This window comes from Pseudomonas sp. TH15, from assembly GCF_016651105.1.
Classification (GTDB): Bacteria; Pseudomonadota; Gammaproteobacteria; order Pseudomonadales; family Pseudomonadaceae; genus Aquipseudomonas.
This window is the reverse complement of the sequence record NZ_JAEKEL010000001.1, coordinates 363225-385212: the sequence shown is the minus strand read 5'-3', so window position 1 is coordinate 385212 and position 21988 is coordinate 363225. Positions and strand designations below refer to the sequence as shown.

The following is a 21988-nucleotide window of genomic DNA, read 5'->3' as shown; positions in this document are numbered from 1 at the left end:
GACTTTCGAACACCTTCCAGAGGTCTGTGTAACAGAAAATGCGCACACAGGCCTCTGGCTGACGACAACCGGTCTTACCGGCAGCGGGTTACTGTGATTTTCTGACCCGCAGGTACCACTCGGACAGCAGTCGTACCTGTTTGTCGGTGTAGCCGCGCTCGACCATCCTTGTGACGAAGTCGTTGTGCTTCTGCTGGTCCTCTTTGCTGGCCTTGGCATTGAAGCTGATGACCGGCAGCAGGTCCTCGGTGTTGGAGAACATTTTCTTCTCGATGACCACTCGCAGTTTTTCGTAGCTGAGCCAGGTCGGGTTCTTGCCGTTGTTGTTGGCCCGGGCGCGCAGTACGAAGTTGACGATTTCGTTGCGGAAATCCTTCGGATTGCTGATGCCGGCCGGTTTTTCGATTTTTTCCAGTTCTTCGTTGAGCGCTACGCGATTGAGGATCTCGCCGGTTTCCGGGTCGCGGTATTCCTGGTCCTGGATCCAGAAGTCGGCGTACAGCACGTAACGATCGAAGATGTTCTGCCCGTACTCGCTGTAAGACTCGAGGTAGGCGGTCTGGATCTCCTTGCCGATGAACTCGATGTAGCGCGGTGCCAGGTATTCTTTCAGGAACCGCAGGTAACGCTCGCGGGTTTCGGCCTGGAATTGTTCCTGTTCGATCTGTTGTTCCAGCACGTAGAGCAGGTGCACCGGGTTGGCGGCGATTTCGTGCGGATCGAAGTTGAAGACTTTCGACAGGATCTTGAACGCGAACCGGGTCGACAGGCCGTTCATGCCTTCATCGACACCCGCATTGTCGCGGTATTCCTGGATCGACTTGGCTTTCGGGTCGGTGTCCTTGAGGTTCTCGCCGTCATACACGCGCATCTTGGAGTAGATGTTCGAGTTTTCCGGCTCTTTGAGGCGCGAGAGCACGGTGAACTGGGCGAGCATTTTCAGGGTGTCGGGCGCGCAATGGGCCTTGGCCAGCGAACTGTTGAACAGCAGTTTGTCGTAGATCTTCACTTCGTCGCTGACCCGTAGGCAGTACGGGACTTTGACGATGTAGATCCGGTCGATGAACGCTTCGTTGTTCTTGTTGTTGCGGAAGGTGTGCCACTCCGATTCGTTGGAGTGAGCCAGCAGGATCCCGGTGAACGGAATCGCGCCCAGGCCTTCGGTACTGTTGTAGTTGCCTTCCTGGGTCGCCGTCAGCAATGGGTGCAGCACCTTGATCGGCGCCTTGAACATTTCGACGAATTCCATCAGGCCCTGGTTGGCCCGGCACAGCGCGCCCGAGTAGCTGTAAGCGTCGGCGTCGTTCTGTGGGAATTCTTCCAGTTTGCGGATATCGACCTTGCCCACCAGCGCCGAGATGTCCTGGTTGTTTTCATCACCCGGTTCGGTTTTGGCTACGGCGATCTGGTTGAGGATCGACGGATAGAGTTTCACCACGCGGAACTGGCTGATGTCGCCGCCAAATTCGGCCAGGCGCTTGGTGGCCCATGGCGACATGATGGTATTGAGGTAGCGGCGCGGGATGCCGAAGTCTTCCTCGAGGATCGCGCCATCTTCAGTGGCGTTGAACAGACCCAGGGGCGACTCGAATACCGGTGAGCCCTTGATGGCGTAGAAGGGCACTTTCTCGATCAGCTGTTTGAGCTTCTCGGCGAGGGACGATTTACCGCCCCCGACGGGGCCGAGCAGGTAGAGGATCTGTTTCTTCTCCTCGAGGCCCTGAGCGGCATGGCGGAAATACGACACGATCTGGTCAATGCATTCTTCCATCCCGTGGAAGTCTTCAAAGGCCGGATAGCGGCGAATCACCTTGTTGGAAAAGATTCGCGACAGTCTCGAGTTAGCCGAGGTGTCGAGCAGCTCCGGTTCACCGATGGCCAGCAGCAGACGCTCGGCGGCGGAGGCGTAGGCGCTGCGGTCCTTTTTGCACAGCTCAAGATACTCTTGCAGCGAGAGTTCTTCCTGGCGTGTGGACTCGAAGCGTTGTTGGAAGTGGCTAAAGATACTCATGACGTCACCTCGCTCGATACGTGGAGCCGACGCCGGATCACTCAGTCGCTGCTGGCAGCAACCGAACAGGCAGTTGCTGTTTACCCCCCAGAACTCTTTCGCAGCTGACTGCCCCGAAAGCTACTCCCGATGACCCGCGCGCCGGTGTACCGGCTCTCCCCTGTTTTGGATGGCCTGCGCTTAAGGATAGTTGGGAATTCGGGAGGTAAAGGCGAGATACGTAATTAGTTGTGGCAGACCGTTCGTCTGCCACTGCGCGAGCCCACGGGGGCCGGGGCTTGCGCGTTACAAAAAAATTATTCGGCGGTGCCTTGTGCGGTTTCCGCTGGATAAGTCGTGCGCCACAACTCGAAACCGCCATCCATGCTGTAGACGTCGGAGAAGCCTTGGCTAATCAGGTACGCCGCTGCGCTCTGGCTGGAATTACCGTGATAGCAGACCACCACGGTCGGTGCATCAAGGTCGGCGGCGCGGATGAAATCCGAGATGGAAACGTTGTCCAGATGCTTCGAACCACTGATATGCAGCACGGCAAACGTTGCCGGATCGCGGACATCGACCACCACTGCGCCTTGTTCGCGCAGGGCCTGGGCCTGTTCTGGGGGGATACGTTTGAATTCGCTCATGGCGGGCTCCTGTGGCTCGGCTGAAAGCGCAGTCTAGCGCTGGGCGCTGGCTGACGTTTGTTCGGGAATAGGGGAGGCGACTGGCGGTTTGGTGTGGCCCTGCTCGTCGCATTTGCAGCTCAGGCGCTCCAGGGTATCGACGTTCATCAGGGTCATGGCGCCGCCCCAGACGCAACCGGTGTCGAGGGCAAAGATGCCGGGTTCATCGCACTTGCCTTCAAGGGCTGCCCAATGACCAAAGATGATCTTCAGGCCTTTGGTCTTGCGCTCCTTGTACTTGAACCACGGCGCGTAACCTGGCGGCGCGGTGTCGGCGCCTTCCTTGCCCTTGAGGTCGAGCTTGCCTTCGCTGGTGCAGAAGCGCATGCGGGTGAAATAGTTGGTGATGACTCGCAGGCGATCAACGCCGGTGAGGTCACTGTTCCACTTGGTCGGCTCGTTGCCGTACATGCCATCCAGATAGGGAGCGAAGAGGTTGTCGTCACGCAGGGCGGATTCGACTTCGCCGGCGCACTTCAGGGCTTTGCGCAGCGACCATTGTGGTGGTATGCCGGCATGGACCAGGGCGATGTCGCGCTGCTCGTCGTAGTGCATGAGTTTTTGCTGGCGCAGCCACTCGAGCAGTTCCGCCCGGTCAGGTGCTTCAAGGATCTCGCGCAGGGTGTCATTTTTCTTCAGACGTTCGATGTTATGCCCGGCGGCCAGCAAGTGCAGATCATGGTTGCCGAGAACGCACACCAGGGATTCGCGGATGCTATAGAGGAAGCGCAAGGTTTCTAGCGACTGCGGGCCACGGTTGACCAGGTCACCCACCAGCCACAGACGGTCCTTGGCAGGGTCGAAGGCTACTTGCTTGAGCAGGCATTGCAGCGGTTCGAGGCAGCCTTGCAGGTCGCCGACGGCGTACGTTGCCATCAGTGCAGGGCTCCGGGCACCGCGAGGCGGAACGGCGCGATCACGGCATCGAAGTGCTTACCGTCGTCGGCGAGCATCTGGTAGGTGCCTTGCATGGTGCCGACCTTGGAGGTCATGACGGTGCCGCTGCTGTAAGTGTGGCTGTTGCCCGGACCGATCAACGGCTGCTGGCCTACAACGCCTGCACCGCGAACCTCTTCGACATGCCCGTCGCCATCGGTAATGACCCAGTGCCGCGACAGCAGCTTGGCCGCGAGCTCGCCATTGTTCTGCACCGTGATGGTGTAGGCGAAGGCAAAGCGTTCGTGCTCGGGTTGCGATTGTTCTGCCAGATAGCGAGTGACGACGCTGACGTTGACCTGATAACGAGGATCGGACATGCAAGAGGCCTTAAAAACGAAGCGGGACGCGGGGCGTAGCTGATGGGATTCAGTCTAGGCCAAGTACCGGGTAGTAAACCAGACATCGCGTCTGGCGTCCTACCCGATAACGCTCATCGCCTGTTAGTCGGCGGCGGGCGCCTGTAGGACTTGTTCGCTGAGCTTGTCGGCCAGGCGCACGAAGGCGGCCAGGTCGAGTTGCTCGGGACGCAGGCTGCCATCGACACCGGCGGCTTCGATCTCGTCATTGCTCAGCAGCAACTTGAGGGTGTTGCGCAGGGTCTTGCGGCGCTGGTTGAAGGCTTCGCGCACGACGCGCTCCAGCAGCTTGTGATCCTTGGCCGGGTGCGGCAGTACCGCGTGAGGCACCAGGCGTACGATGGCCGAGTCGACTTTCGGCGGCGGATTGAACGCACCCGGGCCAACGTTGAACAGATGCTCAACCCGGCAGTGGTACTGAACCATGATCGACAGGCGACCCCAGTCACCACCGCCAGGGCCTGCTGCCAGACGCTCGACCACTTCCTTTTGCAGCATGAAGTGCATGTCGCGAATGATGCCGGCGTTGTTCAGCAGGTGAAAAATCAGCGGCGTAGAGATGTTGTACGGCAGGTTGCCGACCACACGCAGGCTGTTCGGCGCGGCGTTCAGGCTGTTGAAGTCGAACTTCAGCGCGTCGCCCTGGTGCAGGTTGAAGTTGCTCATGCCAGCGAATTGCTGGTTGAGGATCGGGATCAGGTCCTTGTCCAACTCCACCACGTCCAACTGTGCGCCGCTGTTGAGCAGGCCTTGTGTCAGTGCGCCTTGGCCCGGGCCGATTTCCAGCAGGCGGTCTTCAGGCTTGGCGCGGATGGCGCGCAGGATGCGATCGATAACGCCGGCATCGTGCAGGAAGTTCTGGCCAAAGCGTTTGCGCGCCTTGTGTTGGTAGTGCTCGGTCATAAACGGGTCTCGGCCATCTGGTAGGCGGTTTCCAGGGCGACTTGCAGGCTGCCGGTGTCGATTTTTCCGCTACCGGCCAGGTCCAGGGCAGTGCCGTGGTCCACCGATGTGCGGATGATCGGCAAACCGAGGGTCACGTTGACTGCCGCGCCGAAGCCTTTGTACTTCAGCACCGGCAGGCCCTGGTCGTGGTACATCGCCAGCACTGCGTCGCAGTGCTCCAGATATTTGGGGGTAAACAGAGTGTCGGCGGGCAGGGGGCCGCGAAGGTCCATGCCCTCGCCGCGCAGGCGCTCTAATGTGGGTTCGATGATGTCGATTTCTTCATGGCCCAGATGTCCGCCTTCACCGGCGTGGGGGTTGAGCCCACACACCAGGATGCGTGGCTGGGCGATGCCGAATTTTTCTTGCAGGTCGGCGTGCAGAATCCGCGTAACCCGCTCCAGGCGCTCCGGGGTGATTGCGTCGGCAATCTCGCGAAGCGGCAGGTGAGTGGTGACCAGCGCCACGCGCAATCCGCGTGTAGCGAGCATCATCACCACTTGTGCGGTATGGGTTAGGTCGGCGAGAAATTCCGTATGCCCGGAAAAGGCGATCCCGGATTCATTGATCACGCCCTTGTGCACCGGCGCTGTGATCATCCCGGCGAAATGCCCGTCCATGCAGCCTTGGCCTGCGCGCGTCAGGGTTTCCAGGACGAAAGCGGCATTGGCTTTGTCCAGTTGCCCGGCGGTGACCTTGGCGTTGAGCGGTGTATCCCAGACATACAAGCTGTTGGCCGGAGCAGGAACGTCCGGCCAGTTATCCGGTGTGACCGGCAGCAGGTCGACGGCCACGCCCAGCTGCGCGGCCCGCTCGATGAGCAGGTCGCGGCTGGTAATGGCAATCAGGGGGTGTGGCTGGGCTTGCGAGGCAAGCAGCAGGCACAGGTCAGGACCTATGCCGGCCGGCTCGCCGGGGGTCAGCGCGAAACGCTTGGGTTTCACTGCGCTGCCTGGTCTGCACCAGGGAGTTTGATCTCTACGTACGCTTCGTCACGGATCTGACGCAGCCAGGTTTGTAGCTCTTCGTCGTATTTGCGGTTACGCAGTACGGTCATCGCTTGCTGTTCGCGGGCCTGGGCAGTGCTGTCTGTGGCGCGACGGCCAAGGACTTCCAGAATGTGCCAGCCATATTGAGTCTTGAACGGCTTGGACAGCTGACCTTGCGGGGACTTGGCCATCACTTCGCGGAATTCAGGAACCACGGCGTTCGGGTCGATCCAGTTCATGTCGCCGCCGTTGAGGGCGGAACCCGGATCTTCCGAGTAGCTTTTCGCCAGTTCGGCAAAGTCTTCGCCCGCTTCGATACGGGTGTAGAGCGACTGAACCAGCGCCTTGGTTTTTTCTTCGTCGCGAATCGGGCTCGGTTTGACCAGGATGTGACGCACATGCACTTCGTCGCGCATCTGGGTCTCGCCGCCACGTTTCTCGAGGATCTTCAAAATAATGAAGCCGCCGGGAGTACGCATTGGCTGGGTCACGTCGCCGATGGCCATGGTGCTCAGCATGCGATCGAACGGAGGTGGCAATTGAGCGGCTTTACGCCAGCCCATGTCGCCGCCTTCCAGTGCGGTTTCGCTGGCGGATTTGGCGATAGCCAACTGACCGAAGTCAGCGCCTTGCTTGAGTTGCTGGTAAACCGCGTCCGCTTGTTTGGCAGCATTCTGAATGGCGTCGGAGTTGGCGCTTTCCGGCGTAGGAATCAGGATGTTGGCCAGGTGGAACTCTTCGGACAGCTGCATTTTGCCCAGGTCGGAGGCGAGGAAGTTCTTCACTTCCTGCTCGGACACCTGGATGCGCTCGGCCACACGACGCTGGCGCACACGGCTGATGATCATTTCACGGCGAATCTGGTCACGGGCGTCGTCATAAGACAGACCGTCGTGAGCCAGAGCAGCGCGGAATTGCTCGAGCGACATGTTATTGCGCTGGGCAATAGTGCCGACGGCCTGGTTCAGCTCTTCATCGGTAATGCGGATGCCGGAACGGTCGCCGATCTGCAATTGCAGGTTTTCGACGATCAGGCGCTCCAGTACCTGCTGGTCCAGCACGCTGGTCGGCGGTACGGCAGCGCCGCGTTTGGCGATGGTTTGCTGAACTTCGTGGACGCGTTGGTCCAGTTGGCTCTGCATGACCACGTCGTTGTCGACGATGGCCACCACTTTATCGATGGACTGCACCGCAGCGTTAGCTGCGGTACCCAGGAACAGCGCGCCCAGCATCAGCGGGCGCAGACAATCAGAAAGCTTGGTCTTCACGTTCACGATAACCTTGAATGCCTTTGTCGAGGAAGCTCTCTACTTTGGCGCCGGTGAGGCCGCCGAGTCCCTTCAGAACAATTTGGAGGAAGACGCCATGGTCGCCTTTTTCGTTTTGCGGGGCTTCTTGACTGAACTCGTCATAGGAAACCCAGTAACGGTTGATCAGGCGCAGTTTCCAGCAGCAGTTGTCGTACTCGAAACCACCGAAGGCTTCCAGGGTACGGTTGCGGTTGTAGTCGTACTGCCAACGGCTGATGGCGTTCCATTGCGGCACGATCGGCCACATCACCGAGAAGTCGTGCTGTTTGATCTTGTAGTAGTCCTTCACGTAGCCAGGTTGGCCTGGAGTGCCGTAGTCACCGCCGCCCACTGTCCATTTACCGGTAGTCTGGTCGAAACGGACCTGGTCATTGCGATAGCGATAACCAGCGTTGATGATCTTGTTCGGGTTGTCTTCAGGCTGGTAGTGGAACATCGCACTGCCCGAACGAGGACTGCGGCTGTCCGGGTCCCAGTTGTAATCGGCCGTGGTGCGCCAATCGCGGTTCCAGCGATATTCGTATTCCAGCGCATAAGGCGAAACGTTGGAGTGCGCGTCCTGACGGGTTTTCGGGTCGATACCCGGTAACTGGACTTCGCGGTCCTTGAAGTAGACGGCTTGACCAACGCTGACGCGTTGACGCTCAAAACCGTTGTCTTCGATCCAGCGGTTGGTCACGCCCAGCGACAGTTTGTTCTCGTCGCCAACACGGTCGGAGCCGGAGAAACGGTTGTCGCGGAACAGCGACGCGTAGTTGAAGGTGTTTTCGCTGGTGTCGAATACCGGGATGTCTTCCTGATTGACCTCAGGAACATAGAGGTAGTACAGGCGCGGTTCGAGGGTCTGGCGATAGTTCTTGCCGAACCACTGGGTATTACGATCGAAGTACAGGCCGCTGTCGATGCTCGCAATTGGCACCCCACGGTTCTGGTTGCTGCCGAACTTACCGCCGATGTACTCGGTTCCGGCCGTTGCGGCTGCTGCCTGTTGAGCGACGATCTGGTCTTTACCTGTACCGTCCAGATCCAGCTGGTACTGAGTGTATTGATACTTGAGCGTTGGCTTCAGGAAGCCATAAGTCCAGTTCAGCGGCAGGCTAACGGCTGGTGCCAGGTTTAGACGATCGCCGGTGGCGCGAGCCAGCCCTTGAACGTTGTTATCCAGGCGTGGAGTAATGTTCCCGTTTTCATCGGAGAAGTTGCCGTTTTGCAGATCACGGTCGAACCGCACGAGTTCGGTGTTATACGAGAAATTCAAACCTTCTGGGTGATAAGGCAGCGCACCGTCGAAGGTGATCTGTGGCAAACGATCATACGGCGTGATGTTCGAAACGGTCGCCAGCTGATAAGCCTGAGCATTCAAACGTGCCGTGTAGTTGTCGCCACGGTACGAAATGGAAGCCTGCTGATTCACGTAATCCGCGCTTTTCACGCCAATCTGGTCAGTCTGCAGATCCTGGAAGTAATACGGATCGCTGATCTTGGTGTAGTCGACCTGCGTATAAGTGCGCGAGTCGAGACCACCCTTGTGCTGCCAGTTGTACATGTAGCGGGTTTTTTCGTAATCGGACTGCTTGCTGCGCTCGGTGTCTTCGTCGTTGAGGTACGCGGCGCCGAACTGACCTTCGCTGGACTTGGTCAGGTAACGGAATTCGCCTTCCATCAACATGCCGCGCTTGCTCATGTAGCGCGGGTACAACGTGGCATCGTAGTTCGGTGCCAGGTTGAAGTAGTACGGCGTGACCAACATGAAGCCGGTATCGGTGCCGGTGCCGATGGTCGGCGGCAGGAAACCTGACTGGCGACGATTGTCGATCGGGAAGTAGATGTACGGCGTGTACAGGACAGGAATGTCCTTGACCCGCAGCGTCACGTTGGTCGCGGTACCGAAACCGGTGGCCGGGTTCAAGGTGATGTTGTTGCCCTTGAGCTGCCAGGCGTTGCTGTTCGGCTCGCACGTGGTGTACGTACCATCCTTGAGGCGGATGATCGCGTTCTCGGCACGTTTGGCGTAAAGCGCGTTACCGCGGATACGGGATTTGTGCATCACGTATTCGGCGTTATCGACCTTGGCTTCACCGGTGTCGAGCTGAACTTCGGCGTGGTCGCCCACGATCAGTGCGCCGTTGTCGCGAACGCGGACGTTGCCGTTCAGTTCGCCACGACTCTCGGCCTGGTACAGGCTGGCTTCGTCGGCTTCGGCCTGCATGCTGCCCTGACGCAATACCACGTCACCGGCCAGCGTACCGACCTGACTTTCGGTGTTATAGCGAGAAGCCTTGGCGCCGATAAAGGTCGGTGCGTCACTTTTATTCGTCTTGTCATTCATGCCAGGACGAATTGGTTCGATATAGGAACCAGAGCAGTAAGGACCGGTTTCGGCCAACTGCGCAGCAGTGAGGTTCTCACGCGGAACCCAGTCGAGGTGACTGTAGTCTGCGCTACGGGACTTCAGGCCACGGCCCTTGGCTTCGGTCACCAGCATCGGCTTGGTGCCGGTGTCTTGGGCGACGTTGCCGGAACTGGTCTCAGCCGGGGCTTCGCCCGTGGCGGTGACTGCGCTGCCGTCATGGACGGGCCGCGGCGGCAATGCTGCTACCGGCGACTTTGGCGCACAGTTCCAGGCACCCGAAGCAGAGACTGAGCAGTCATACTGTTCCGCGGCGACCACGTAGGAAGTGGCTAGGGGTTGCAGGGCCAGCAAACTGCCGGTAACCAACAACGGAAATTTTTTACGAAACGCGGGGGATTTCAATGCCATCTTATTAGTCCGGGCTTCCTGCGTGCCATCTGCCCGCGGTGTGGGCCGCACGCCTCTCGATGGTCTGAAAAAGATGCTGGATAATAAAGCATGACCCGCTTGACGGCTAGCGCCGTCGGAGACCCTTGTAATGCCTGACCAAGATGTACGCTTGCAACACCTGAAAGTTTGGCTTGATGAACAACTGGCGACCCTCTTTGCAGCGCAAGGTTGGGGCACCGTGCCCCCGGCCACGTTGACTGCGGCCAGTAGCGACGCGAGTTTCCGGCGCTATTTCCGCTGGGAAGGCGAGGGCAGAAGTTTCGTCGTGATGGACGCTCCGCCCCCCCAGGAAAACTGCAAACCCTTCGTGGATATTGCTTTTCTGCTGGCGAAATCCGGAATAAATGTGCCGAAAATTTATGCCGAGGACCTCGAGCGCGGTTTTCTTTTGCTCAATGACCTGGGCAACAAGACTTATCTGGACGTGATTGACAGCGAAAACGCCGACGATTTGTTCAAGGATGCCCTGCAGGCGTTGCTGGCTTATCAGCAGTTGCCGATGGTGGCGCCGCTGCCAAGTTATGACGTGGCGTTGCTGCGTCGCGAGTTGGAACTGTTCCCCGAGTGGTACGTGAAACAAGAGCTGGGTATCGAGTTTGACGCCGCGCAGCAAATGCTCTGGCAGCAAGTCAGCGATCTGCTGATTGACAGTGCCCTGGCCCAGCCAAAAGTGTTGGTGCACCGCGACTTCATGCCGCGCAACCTGATGCTCAGCGTGCCGAATCCCGGCGTGCTGGACTTTCAGGACGCGGTTTATGGCCCGGTCACCTACGACATAACCTGCTTGTTCAAGGACGCGTTCCTCAGTTGGCCCGAAGAGCGCGTGCTCGCCTGGCAGCAAGATTACTGGCAACAGGCCGGCGCGCTGGGCATCCCGGTCCAGCCTGACTTTGAAGAGTTTCGGCGTGCCAGCGACCTGATGGGCGTGCAACGTCACCTGAAAGTGATCGGCATCTTCGCCCGCATCTGCCACCGCGACGGCAAGCCGCGCTACCTCGCCGACGTGCCACGCTTCTTTGCTTATATAGAAGCTGTGATTGCCCGCCGCCCTGAGTTGGTGGAGCTGGATGTGTTGCTGGCCAGTTTGCGTTCCGGAGCCACTGCATGAAGGCAATGATTCTGGCTGCGGGTAAAGGCGAACGCATGCGCCCGCTGACCCTGACCACGCCAAAACCGCTGGTGCGTGCCGGCGGCGTGCCGTTGATCGAGTATCACCTGCGCGCCCTGGCGGCTGCAGGGTTTACCGAGATCGTGATCAACCACGCCTGGCTCGGTCAGCAGATCGAAGACTACCTGGGTGATGGTTCGCGCTATGGCCTGAGCATTCAGTACTCGCCCGAAGGCGAACCACTGGAAACCGGTGGCGGGATTTTCCGCGCGTTGCCGTTGCTGGGTAACGAGGCGTTTGTGGTGGTGAACGGTGATATCTGGACCGATTACGACTTCAACGCGCTGCGCCAACCCATTGCCGGGCTGGCTCACTTGGTGCTGGCGGATAACCCGGCGCATCACCCGGCCGGGGACTTCCTGCTGGTCGACGGCCAGGTTCGCGATGGCCAGCCGGATGCCAAGACGCTGACCTACAGCGGCATCGCGGTGCTGCACCCAGACTTGTTCGATGGCTGCACTGCCGGCGCATTCAAGCTGGCGCCACTGTTTCGCACGGCCATGGCCGCCGGAAAAGTCTCGGGTGAGCGTTTGAACGGGCATTGGGTAGATGTCGGTACGTACGAACGCCTGGCCGAGGCCGAAACTCTGATAGAAGCGAGACGCTGACATGTTGTGGCCAGGGACTCTGATCGGAGCCGGAGCGGGCTTTGCCATAGCCAGCATTCCGGGGGCCATGCTCGGCGCCTTGTTGGGACAGGCGCTGGACCGGCGCATGCACTTGCAGAGCTGGGGGCATTTGCGGGAAAAACTCGGCGGTCGTCCGGTGTTGCGCAACGATGAACTGCTGTTTGTGTTGCTCGGTCGGTTGGCCAAGATCGACGGGCGCGTGGTCGACGGCCACATCCAGCAGGCGCGTCAGGAGATGCGCTCGCTGGACATGACTGAATCGGCGCAACGCCGTGCGATTGCCGCGTTCAATCGCGGTAAATCGGGGCATGACCGGTTGCGGGGGTATTTGCGGCGCTTGAGTGCCCAGCCCCATGCCGCTGAAGGCGTTTTGCGCGCCTGTTGGCGGATGGTTTGGGCCGATGGTCGTGCGGGTACCAGTGAGCGAGAGTTGCTTGCGCAGTGGGGCAAATGGTTGGGCTGGACGCCGCAGCAAGTACTGGCATTGGCCCATGACTATGAGCCGCAGAAACGCCAGCTCAGCAACGCTGTGACTTATCAGGAGGCTTTACGGCTACTGGGGGTTTCGGCGACCAGTGAGCCGGCGCAGATCAAGCGGGCTTATCGGCGTCTGCTCAGTCGTCATCATCCGGACAAGATTGCCGGAACCGGGGCGACGGCGTTGCAGGTGCGCGAGGCAACGGACAAGACGCGCGAATTGCACAATGCCTATACGTTGATCAAGGAGCGGCGGGATTTTCGCTAGCAGCACATATTTGTGTTGTCAGTGATGCCGCCTTCGCGAGCAAGCCCGCTCCCACATTTGATCGGCGTTGTTTGTATGAACGCGGTCTAGAGTGGGAGCGGGCTTGCTCGCGAATGGGGCGACGCGGTCTATCAGTTCGCCAAAGGCTGTGGATTCAACCAACCGCGAACCCGGCGAAACAGCTGTTCTTGCTCAGCCTTGGTGTTGCCCGGCAACGCCTTGAGCGAGACCTGGCTGAACGCTGAAGTCTTCAAACGTTTGCTGGCCTGCAAGCGTTCCAGCGCCGCACTACGATCCAGCGGCTTATCCATATAGAAGAGGTCGGCGGTCGGCAGCTTCAAGGTCGGCGTCACCTCGGCCAGTGGAGGCTTGCCTGTTACCGGCGTCTGCGCCGCAATCATCACAAACTTCTCCACTTGTGCCGTCTGCTTCTCACTCAGGTAACGCGCAGCCCAATATGCCCCAGTGCCGTGCCCCAGCACCACAATGCGGCGAGCGCTTTGCTGTTCTGCGAAAGCGATGGCAGCGTCGATGCGGGCGAAGATTCGCTCGGCGTCGGCTTTGCTCTGTTCTTCGGTGGTCTCGGCGATGACTTTGTCTGCAACCTCCGCTTCGCCACCGGTTGCCTGTTCGATAGGCGGGGCGGTGGTCGAGTCTTTGCTGGCGGCTTCAGCCGTTTTGGGCGCGGGCGCTGCTGAGACGATACGTGGCGCAATGGCATCGCTTTGCAGGTCGGGCAAGGTGATACTCAGGCTGCTCCACTCGACATCCGGCAATTTGTTACGCAAAGGGCTAATGACTTGCGGCCAGTCAACGGTTTCGCCAGCGCCGGGGATGATAATCACCGCGCCTTTGGGCTCGGCGGTATTGGCCGGCTTCCACAAGGCGAGAAAGGAGTCGGCCCCGGCCTGAAGTTGTTGCTGTTCCTGGGCGGGGAGTTGTCGCTCAAGTGCCGTCGCTTCTTCCTGACTACGCTCAAGCAGCGGCTGACGCTCGACCGGTTTTGCTTCGGCGGGTTTTCCCGCAGCGGCAGGTGCAGGGTCGGCGGCCTCGACGGAAAAGGCGCAAGGCAGGATCAGCGACAGGCACAATGCTGGCAGTGCCAGGCGGTAGACAGGGGGCATCGGATATTCCAGGCCAGAAGTTATTCCGGCAGCCTAATGGGTTGATCAGTATTTGTCAGTGTGTGGGACTTCAATGATGCGTTTTCGCTGCCTGTGGGTTATCGGCTGTTTGTGGTTTCCCTTGATGAGTTGGGCGGCGCCCACGTCCCCGGCGCACGTTGCCCAGTTGTCATCGGCCCAGCAGCAATGGTTGGCGCAGCACAACGAATTGAGGGTCGGGCTGGTGTTGCAGGCGCCGTATGCGCAATACGATCGGCGCTTGCAGCGTTTGTCCGGGGTTAACGTCGAATTGATGAAGTGGCTGGCCAAGTCGCTCAAGGTCGAGCTCAGCTGGCGCAACTTCCCCGACGTCGAGCAGTTGGAAGCGGCGGTGCGCGACGGTGAAGTCGATATCGCCCCGGGGCTGACCCAAACCCCCAGCGGGCTTCGGCTTTGGCAGTTTTCCGATCCGTACATGCGCGTGCCGCAACTGGTGGTCAGTGACCAGAAGAGCACCGGCGTGGTGGAGCTGGAAAAACTCGACAGCCAGACCCGCGTCGCCGTGCGCATGCCCAGTGCCACGGCCGATTATCTGCGCGGCAATTATCCGCATCTGAACCTCCAAGGCGTACCGATCGAGCGCCAGGCGTTGCAGTTGCTGTTGAGTCAGCAGGCCGTTTACGCGGTGATTGATGAGGCGCAACTGGGGCGCTTGTCGGCCGAGCCCGAATTTGCCGGGTTGGTGGTGGTGGGCGACATTGGCTTGCCGCAACTGCTGCGGGTGGCCACGCGCCGGGACTGGCCGGAGCTGGCCGGTATCGTCGAAAACGCGCTGCGGGCGATTCCGGCCAAGGATCTGGAGCAACTGCACAACCAATGGCTGCAACCGAAGTACCCGCGGTTGTCCGAGTCCCCGGGGTTCTGGCAAAACCTTTGTCTGCTGCTGACGGTGTTGCTGCTGAGCAGCATGGCCATCGTGTTTTGGCAGCGACGTCAGCAACATAGCCTGGAGCAACGGCTGCTGGCGGCGCGGGAAGACATCGCTTTGCGCGAAGCCAGTGAAGAAGCCCTTCGGTTGACCCAGTTTTCGATTGATCAAAGTACGGTCGGCATTCTGTGGGTCAACTGGGACAGCCACGTGCGTTACGCCAATCGCGCCGCCGAATCGATGCTCGGCTATCCGGCGGGCGGGATCATCGACCGTCCCTTGATCGACTTCGAACCCGGCCTGCACATGGACCGCTGGCTGAACCTGTGGAAAAGCGCGCGGGCCAGTGAGGAAGCACCACAAAGTTTCGAAACCAATTGTGTAAGGGCCGACGGCCGCATTTTGCCGGCGGACGTTTCGCTGAGTTTCTTGCGTTTTCGCGACGGCGAGTACTTGGTGGTCTACCTCAATGACGTCACCGAGCGCCGTCGGGCGCTGGCCGCGTTGCAGGAAAGCGAGGCGCGGTTGCAAGGGATCGCCGCCAACGTTCCCGGATTGGTCTTTCGTCTGGAGCGGGCGCCGGTGACCGGGCAAATAGACTTTGCCTACATCAGTGAAGGCAGCGAGAGCCTGGTCGGCTACTCGCCAGCGACCCTGGCCCATCGGGATAAAGGCCTGCGCAGCCTGGTGCACCCGGACGACAAGGCCAGTTATCACCGGACTCAGGATCACGCGCTGGACACCGACAGCGACTGGTCCTGGCAGGGACGGATTCTTACCCGCTCAGGTGAACAGCGCTGGGCCGAGATCAAAGCGATCACCCGGCGGCTGGAGGGCGGGGCGTATGTCTGGGACGGGATCGTCTGGGACATCAGCGAAAGCAAGCGCATTGAACTGGAACTGGCCAGCTCCCGTGGGCAACTGCGTGAGTTGTCGGCGCATCTGGAGAGCGTGCGGGAAGAGGAAAAGGCCCGCATCGCTCGGGAAGTTCACGACGAACTGGGCCAGATGTTGACCGTGTTGAAACTGGAAACCTCCATGTGCGAACTGGCCTACGCCCAGCTCGATCCGGGGCTGAACGAACGCTTGAACAGCATGAAGCGGCTGATCGCTCAGTTGTTTCAACTGGTGCGTGATGTGGCCACGGCGCTGCGGCCACCGATTCTCGATGCAGGGATCGCCTCGGCCATTGAATGGCAGGCCCGGCGTTTTGAGGCTCGCACCCAGATCCCGTGCCTGGTGCAGGTGCCGGAGAATCTGCCGGTGCTCAGCGATGCCAAGGCGATTGGCTTGTTCCGGATTCTTCAGGAAGCACTGACCAATGTCATGCGCCATGCCCAGGCGCATACTGTCGAACTGACATTGGCATTGGACGGCAACCAGTTGTGCCTGACCGTCAGCGATGATGGCGTAGGATTTGTTCCCGCTACAGGTCGGCCGACATCCTTTGGCGTGGTGGGTATGCGTGAGCGGGTGTTGATCATGGGCGGGCAGTTGTCGCTTGAAAGTGAGCCGGGGGAGGGCACGACACTGAGTGTGCGTGTGCCGGTGGCTGAGGCCTGATGGTTTTGTGGTGTTTGGGCTGACGCTTTCGCGAGCAAGCCCGCTCCCACAGGGATTTGTGTTGTTGCACAGATAGCTGAACCCCCCCCCAGCTCACTGTGGGAGCGGGCTTGCTCGCGAATGATCTTGGCTCTGAAATAAGAAGAATGGAGAAGCTTGTGATCCGTGTACTGGTAGCCGAAGACCACACCATCGTCCGCGAAGGCATCAAGCAATTGATCGGCCTGGCCAAGGACTTGCTGGTGGTGGGGGAGGCGAGTAATGGCGAGCAACTGCTCGAGACCTTGCGTCATGTGCCCTGCGAAGTGGTGTTGCTGGACATCTCCATGCCCGGGGTCAATGGCCTGGAGGCTATTCCACGGATTCGCGCGCTGAACAATCCGCCGGCGATTTTGGTGTTGTCGATGCACGATGAAGCGCAAATGGCCGCCCGTGCATTGAAGGTCGGCGCTGCCGGCTATGCGACCAAGGACAGCGATCCGGCACTGCTGTTGACGGCAATCCGCAAAGTGGCGGCGGGCGGGCGTTACATCGACCCGGACCTGGCAGACCGAATGGTTTTCGAAGTCGGCCTGACCGATTCACGGCCGTTGCACTCCTTATTGTCGGAGCGCGAGTTTTCGGTGTTCGAGCGTCTGGCCCAGGGCGCGAACGTCAACGACATCGCCCAGCAACTGGCCCTGAGCAGCAAAACCATCAGCACCCACAAGGCGCGGCTGATGCAGAAACTCAACATCACCTCCCTGGCGGAACTGGTGAAGTACGCGATGGAACACAAACTCCTCTGAGCTTCACCGCAGTCCTATGTGGGAGCGGGCTTGCTCGCGAAGGGGCCGTGTCAGTCGACATCAATATTGCCTGATACACCGCTTTCGCGAGCAAGCCCGCTCCCACAGGAATCGTGGTGACATGTCCATTTGCGACATCCTGAAAACCTGTTTTTGCCTGTTCTTGCGGCTTGCCGCTTGAAATTCGCCGCTGCTCTATCCAATCCCGCCATCCGTGTAGGGCAATCCCTACCCCCAACCTTCCATCCGGCTGAGGCGATTCTCTCCTGCGCCCCGATTTGCGTGGTCCCCAGCGTCCACTAGGCTTAGCCCACAAGCAGTCATCAACAACAAAGGTGTGGGTATGAGCCAGGTCGATTCAAGTGCAGGGGCCAATGACATTCTGGTCAGCTTTCGTGGAGTGCAGAAGAGCTACGACGGCGAGAACCTGATCGTCAAAGACCTCAACCTGGATATTCGCAAAGGCGAATTCCTCACGTTGCTCGGGCCGTCCGGTTCCGGCAAAACCACCAGCCTGATGATGCTCGCCGGTTTCGAAACCCCGACTGCCGGTGAAATCCTGCTGGCCGGGCGTTCCATTAACAACGTGCCGCCGCACAAACGCGACATCGGCATGGTGTTCCAGAACTACGCCTTGTTCCCACACATGACGGTGTCCGAGAACCTCGCATTCCCGCTGACCGTGCGCGGCTTGAACAAAAGCGACGTCAGCGACAAGGTAAAAAAAGTCCTGAGCATGGTTCAGCTCGACGCCTTCGCCCAGCGTTACCCGGCGCAACTGTCCGGTGGTCAGCAACAGCGTGTGGCCCTGGCCCGCGCCTTGGTGTTCGAGCCGCAACTGGTGTTGATGGACGAACCTCTCGGTGCGCTGGATAAACAACTGCGCGAACACATGCAGATGGAAATCAAACACCTGCACCAGCGCCTCGGCGTGACCGTGGTCTACGTGACCCACGACCAGGGCGAAGCCCTGACCATGTCCGACCGTGTGGCGGTGTTCCACCAGGGCGAAATCCAGCAGATCGCCCCGCCGCGTACGCTCTACGAAGAACCGAAAAACACCTTCGTCGCCAACTTCATCGGCGAGAACAACCGCCTCAACGGCCGCTTGCACAGCCAGACCGGCGACCGCTGCATTGTCGAACTCGGGCGCGGTGAAAAGGTTGAAGCCCTGGCGGTCAACGTCGGCAAGACCGGCGAACCCGTCACGCTGTCGATTCGCCCGGAACGCGTGAGCCTCAACGGTTCGAGCGAGTCAATGCGTCAACCGCTTCTCAGGGCGGGTGGCGGAATTCATCTATCTGGGCGACCACGTCCGGGTTCGCCTGGAAGTCTGCGGCAAGACCGACTTCTTCGTGAAACAACCGATTGCCGAGCTCGATCCTGCGCTCGCGGTCGGCGACGTGGTTCCGCTTGGCTGGCAGGTCGAACACGTTCGCGCGCTCGACCCGCTTTTAGAGGCGAACTGATCGCCCCCCGCAATACCAACACCAACCCTGCACGTGGAGAGAACAATAAATGTTGAGATCCCTGAAATTCACCGCCCTGGTCGTGGGCATGATGGGTGCGGCACACGCGATGGCCGCGGGTCCGGACCTGACCGTGGTGTCCTTTGGCGGGGCGAACAAGGCTGCGCAGGTCAAAGCCTTCTATGCACCGTGGGAAGCGGCCGGTAACGGCAAGATCGTCGCGGGTGAGTACAACGGCGAAATGGCTAAGGTCAAAGCCATGGTCGACACCAAGAGTGTGTCCTGGGACTTGGTAGAAGTTGAGTCGCCGGAACTGTCCCGTGGTTGCGACGAAGACATGTTCGAACCGCTGGATCCGAAGCTGTTCGGCAAAACCGAAGACTACGTCAAAGGCGCTATTCAGCCTTGCGGCGTGGGCTTCTTCGTCTGGTCAACTGTGTTGGCCTACAACGCCGACAAGCTGAGCTCGGCGCCGACCAGTTGGGCGGATTTCTGGGATACCAAGAAATTCCCTGGCAAGCGCGGCCTGCGTAAAGGCGCCAAGTACACCCTGGAATTCGCTCTGATGGCCGACGGCGTTGCGCCGAAAGACGTCTACAAAGTGCTGGCCAGCAAAGACGGCCAGGACCGCGCGTTCAAGAAACTCGATGAGCTCAAGCCAAGCATTCAGTGGTGGGAAGCCGGCGCACAGCCGCCGCAATACCTCGCTTCCGGTGACGTGGTCATGAGCTCGGCTTACAACGGCCGGATCGCTGCGGTACAGAAAGAAAGCAACCTGAAAGTCGTGTGGAACGGTGGCATCTACGACTTCGATGCATGGGCCATTCCAAAAGGCCTGGATAAAGCCCGTGCCGAAGCGGCGAAGAAATTCATCGCTTACTCGGTCATGCCGCAGCAGCAGAAGATCTACTCGTCAAACATCGCCTACGGCCCGGCCAACATCCAGGCCGTACCGTTGCTGGACAAGGACGTGTTGAAAGACATGCCGACCACCCCGGAAAACATCGCCAACCAGGTGCAGATCGACGTCAGCTTCTGGGCTGACAACGGCGAGCAACTGGAACAGCGCTTCAATTCCTGGGCTGCGAAGTAACTAGAGGGCTCGCCCTCCTGTGAGGGCGAGCTTTTGTGGCGAGGGAGCTTGCTCCCGCTTGAGTGCGCAGCACTCACAAAATTGGAAGTTGTTAACGGAATTTTGGGGCCGCTTCGCAGCCCGGCGCGAGCAAGCTCGCTCGCCACAAAAGCTCACTCCCACATTATCGATTGATCAAAGATTTCCGGAGTACGCCATGGCTATCGCCGTTCCCCTGAACGCGGGCACTGACCCCACCTTGAAGCAGCGGCTCAAGCACGCCGAGCGGATCAATCGCTGGAAGGCCCAGGCCTTGATTGCGCCGTTGGTGCTGTTTCTGTTGCTGGTATTCCTGGTGCCGATCGTGGCGCTGCTCTACAAAAGCGTCGGTAACCCGGAAGTGGTCGGCGGCATGCCGCGCACCGTGACGGCTATCGCCGGTTGGGATGGTCGTGGCCTACCCGCTGAACCGGTTTACAAGGCTGCCAGCGAAGATCTCGCTGAAGCCCGCAAGAATCAAACCTTGGGCGACCTGTCCAAGCGCTTGAACATGGAGTTGGCCGGCTACCGTAGCCTGTTGACCAAAACCGCCCGCGCCTTGCCGTTCGCCACTGAGCCGGCTTCTTATAAAGAAGCGCTGGAAGCCCTCGACGAACGCTGGGGTGACCCGGCCTATTGGCAGGCTGTGCGTCGCAACACCAGCAGCATCACGCCGTATTACTTGCTGGCGGCGGTCGATCACCGTATCGACGACCTCGGCGAAGTGGCCCCGGCCACCCCGGACCAGGCGATCTACCTCGACATCTTCGCCCGCACGTTCTGGATGGGCCTGGTCATTACCGTGATCTGCCTGTTCCTGGCCTATCCGCTGGCGTATCTGTTGGCGAACCTGCCATCGCGCCAAAGCAACCTGCTGATGATTCTGGTGCTGCTGCCGTTCTGGACCTCGATTCTGGTGCGCGTTGCTGCATGGATCGTGTTGCTGCAATCGGGCGGCCTGATCAATAGCGGCCTGATGGCCATGGGCATTATCGATAAGCCGCTGGAGCTGGTGTTCAACCGCACCGGGGTTTACATCTCGATGGTGCACATCCTGCTGCCGTTCATGATTCTGCCGATCTACAGCGTGATGAAAGGCATTTCGCCGACCTACATGCGCGCCGCGATTTCCCTCGGTTGCCACCCGTTCGCCAGTTTCTGGCGGGTGTACTTCCCGCAAACCTATGCCGGTGTCGGCGCCGGTTGCCTGTTGGTGTTCATCCTCGCCATCGGCTACTACATCACCCCGGCCTTGCTGGGCAGCCCGAACGATCAGATGGTCAGTTACTTCGTCGCCTTCTACACCAACACCAGCATCAACTGGGGCATGGCGACCGCGCTCGGTGGGCTGCTGCTGTTGGCGACCGTGGTGCTGTATCTGATTTACAACTGGCTGGTGGGCGCCAGTCGCCTGCGCTTGAGCTAAGGGGAGAACGAAATGCTGAGTCCTTATATGTCGCCCATTGAACGGGTGTGGTTCTACAGCTTGCGCACGCTTTGCGGGCTGATCCTGCTGTTCCTGATCCTGCCGGTGCTGGTGATCATTCCGCTGTCGTTCAACTCGGGCAGTTTCCTGGTGTACCCGTTGCAGGGCTTCTCGCTGCACTGGTATCAGGACTTCTTCGCCTCGGCGGAATGGATGCGCTCGCTGAAGAACAGCATCATCGTCGCCCCGGCGGCCACGGTGCTGGCGATGGTCTTCGGTACGTTGGCGGCGATTGGCCTGACCCGCGGTAACTTCCCGGGCAAGGCGCTGGTGATGGCGCTGGTGATTTCGCCGATGGTGGTGCCGGTGGTGATCATTGGTGTGGCCAGCTATCTGTTCTTTGCGCCGCTGGGATTTGGCAACAGCTATACCTCGCTGATCGTGGTGCACGCGGTGTTGGGCGTGCCGTTTGTGATCATCACGGTATCGGCGACCTTGCAGGGGTTTAACCACAACCTGGTGCGGGCCGCTGCGAGCCTCGGTGCTTCGCCGCTGACGGCATTCCGTCGGGTGACCTTGCCGTTGATTGCGCCAGGTGTGATCTCCGGGGCGTTGTTCGCCTTCGCCACCTCGTTCGATGAAGTGGTGGTGACGCTGTTCCTCGCCGGTCCTGAACAAGCGACCTTGCCACGGCAGATGTTCAGCGGCATCCGCGAAAACCTCAGCCCGACGATTGCTGCCGCTGCGACGCTGCTGATTGCCTTCTCGGTGATCCTGCTGCTGACCCTGGAATGGTTGCGTGGCCGTAGCGAGAAGCTGCGTACTGCGCAGGTCTGAAGCAACACACCGATTAACTGTGGGAGCGAGCTTGCTCGCGATAGCGGACTGTCAGTCGACATCAATGTTGAATGTCAGTCAGTCATCGCGAGCAAGCTCGCTCCCACATTGGTTTTGTGCGGTGTTCGAGATCTCTGGTCATTCATTGCCTGAATAACAGACAAACCCCAATCCCCAGCTACTATTGTGCCCAGCTCCCCTAG

The 21988-nt window shown here is 59.7% G+C and carries 17 protein-coding genes and 1 pseudogene; 9 read left to right on the top strand and 9 right to left on the bottom strand.

From position 1 onward, the window contains the following. Positions 1 to 88: 88 nt before the first annotated feature. The 8 genes from JFT87_RS01850 to JFT87_RS01815 form a co-directional block, all read right to left on the bottom strand. Entirely contained in the window at positions 89 to 2011 is a 1923-nt protein-coding gene (locus JFT87_RS01850; RefSeq protein WP_201198261.1) for a PrkA family serine protein kinase, read from the bottom strand. 296 nt (positions 2012 to 2307) lie between these two features. After that, positions 2308 to 2637: a thiosulfate sulfurtransferase GlpE gene (glpE, locus tag JFT87_RS01845; protein ID WP_201198260.1), complete on the bottom strand. Its 330-nt coding sequence runs from the start codon at positions 2635 to 2637 to the stop codon at positions 2308 to 2310. A gap of 33 nt (positions 2638 to 2670) precedes the next feature. Next, a complete protein-coding gene (locus JFT87_RS01840) occupies positions 2671 to 3552 on the bottom strand; it encodes a symmetrical bis(5'-nucleosyl)-tetraphosphatase (RefSeq protein ID WP_201198259.1) in 882 nt (293 codons plus the stop codon). Then, on the bottom strand, positions 3552 to 3932 hold the full coding sequence (gene apaG / locus JFT87_RS01835) for a Co2+/Mg2+ efflux protein ApaG (protein ID WP_201189707.1): 381 nt from the start codon (positions 3930 to 3932) through the stop codon (positions 3552 to 3554). The genes JFT87_RS01840 and apaG overlap by 1 nt, the downstream gene beginning before the upstream one ends. A gap of 123 nt (positions 3933 to 4055) precedes the next feature. Beyond that, the gene (rsmA, locus tag JFT87_RS01830; protein ID WP_201198258.1) at positions 4056 to 4874 is read right to left on the bottom strand and encodes a 16S rRNA (adenine(1518)-N(6)/adenine(1519)-N(6))-dimethyltransferase RsmA; all 819 of its coding nucleotides are present in this window, start codon (positions 4872 to 4874) and stop codon (positions 4056 to 4058) included. After that, the gene (pdxA, locus tag JFT87_RS01825; RefSeq protein ID WP_201198257.1) at positions 4871 to 5860 is read right to left on the bottom strand and encodes a 4-hydroxythreonine-4-phosphate dehydrogenase PdxA; all 990 of its coding nucleotides are present in this window, start codon (positions 5858 to 5860) and stop codon (positions 4871 to 4873) included. The genes rsmA and pdxA overlap by 4 nt, the downstream gene beginning before the upstream one ends. Then, positions 5857 to 7179, bottom strand: a complete 1323-nt coding sequence (gene surA, locus JFT87_RS01820; RefSeq protein WP_201198256.1) for a peptidylprolyl isomerase SurA — start codon at positions 7177 to 7179, stop codon at positions 5857 to 5859. The genes pdxA and surA overlap by 4 nt, the downstream gene beginning before the upstream one ends. Then, positions 7154 to 9976 carry an LPS-assembly protein LptD gene (locus JFT87_RS01815; protein ID WP_201198255.1) on the bottom strand — a complete coding sequence of 941 codons (2823 nt, stop codon included), beginning with the start codon at positions 9974 to 9976 and terminating at the stop codon, positions 7154 to 7156. Before JFT87_RS01815 ends, surA begins: the two co-directional genes overlap by 26 nt. A 130-nt stretch (positions 9977 to 10106) precedes the next feature. On the opposite strand from JFT87_RS01815, the gene JFT87_RS01810 reads away from it, so the two are divergent. From JFT87_RS01810 to JFT87_RS01800, 3 genes are read left to right on the top strand one after another with little or no spacing between them, the layout of a single operon-like run. Next, on the top strand, positions 10107 to 11126 hold the full coding sequence (locus tag JFT87_RS01810) for an aminoglycoside phosphotransferase family protein (RefSeq protein ID WP_201198254.1): 1020 nt from the start codon (positions 10107 to 10109) through the stop codon (positions 11124 to 11126). Then, positions 11123 to 11794 (top strand): N-acetylmuramate alpha-1-phosphate uridylyltransferase MurU, encoded by a 672-nt coding sequence (murU, locus tag JFT87_RS01805; RefSeq protein ID WP_201198253.1) that lies wholly within the window; start codon positions 11123 to 11125, stop codon positions 11792 to 11794. Before JFT87_RS01810 ends, murU begins: the two co-directional genes overlap by 4 nt. A gap of 1 nt (position 11795) precedes the next feature. Continuing rightward, entirely contained in the window at positions 11796 to 12560 is a 765-nt protein-coding gene (locus JFT87_RS01800) for a TerB family tellurite resistance protein (RefSeq protein WP_201198252.1), read from the top strand. A 131-nt stretch (positions 12561 to 12691) separates the two neighbouring features. Here the strand turns inward: JFT87_RS01800 and JFT87_RS01795 are convergent, their stop codons facing one another. Continuing rightward, a complete protein-coding gene (locus tag JFT87_RS01795) occupies positions 12692 to 13684 on the bottom strand; it encodes an alpha/beta hydrolase family protein (protein ID WP_201198251.1) in 993 nt (330 codons plus the stop codon). Positions 13685 to 13757: 73 nt separating this feature from the next. Between JFT87_RS01795 and JFT87_RS01790 the strand changes: the two genes are divergently transcribed. The 6 genes and pseudogenes from JFT87_RS01790 (at position 13758) to JFT87_RS01765 (ending at position 21785) form a co-directional block, all read left to right on the top strand. Continuing rightward, positions 13758 to 16154, top strand: a complete 2397-nt coding sequence (locus JFT87_RS01790; protein WP_201198250.1) for a PAS domain-containing sensor histidine kinase — start codon at positions 13758 to 13760, stop codon at positions 16152 to 16154. A gap of 146 nt (positions 16155 to 16300) precedes the next feature. After that, positions 16301 to 16942, top strand: coding sequence for a response regulator (locus tag JFT87_RS01785; RefSeq protein WP_175479186.1), 642 nt, complete (start codon positions 16301 to 16303; stop codon positions 16940 to 16942). 343 nt (positions 16943 to 17285) lie between these two features. Next, positions 17286 to 18411: pseudogene (locus tag JFT87_RS01780) on the top strand (ABC transporter ATP-binding protein). A gap of 49 nt (positions 18412 to 18460) precedes the next feature. After that, positions 18461 to 19504 carry an ABC transporter substrate-binding protein gene (locus tag JFT87_RS01775; protein ID WP_201198249.1) on the top strand — a complete coding sequence of 348 codons (1044 nt, stop codon included), beginning with the start codon at positions 18461 to 18463 and terminating at the stop codon, positions 19502 to 19504. Positions 19505 to 19700: 196 nt separating this feature from the next. Further along, positions 19701 to 20948: an ABC transporter permease gene (locus JFT87_RS01770; RefSeq protein WP_201198248.1), complete on the top strand. Its 1248-nt coding sequence runs from the start codon at positions 19701 to 19703 to the stop codon at positions 20946 to 20948. A 12-nt stretch (positions 20949 to 20960) separates the two neighbouring features. Continuing rightward, positions 20961 to 21785: an ABC transporter permease gene (locus JFT87_RS01765; RefSeq protein ID WP_201198247.1), complete on the top strand. Its 825-nt coding sequence runs from the start codon at positions 20961 to 20963 to the stop codon at positions 21783 to 21785. The last annotated feature ends 203 nt before the right edge of the window (positions 21786 to 21988 follow it).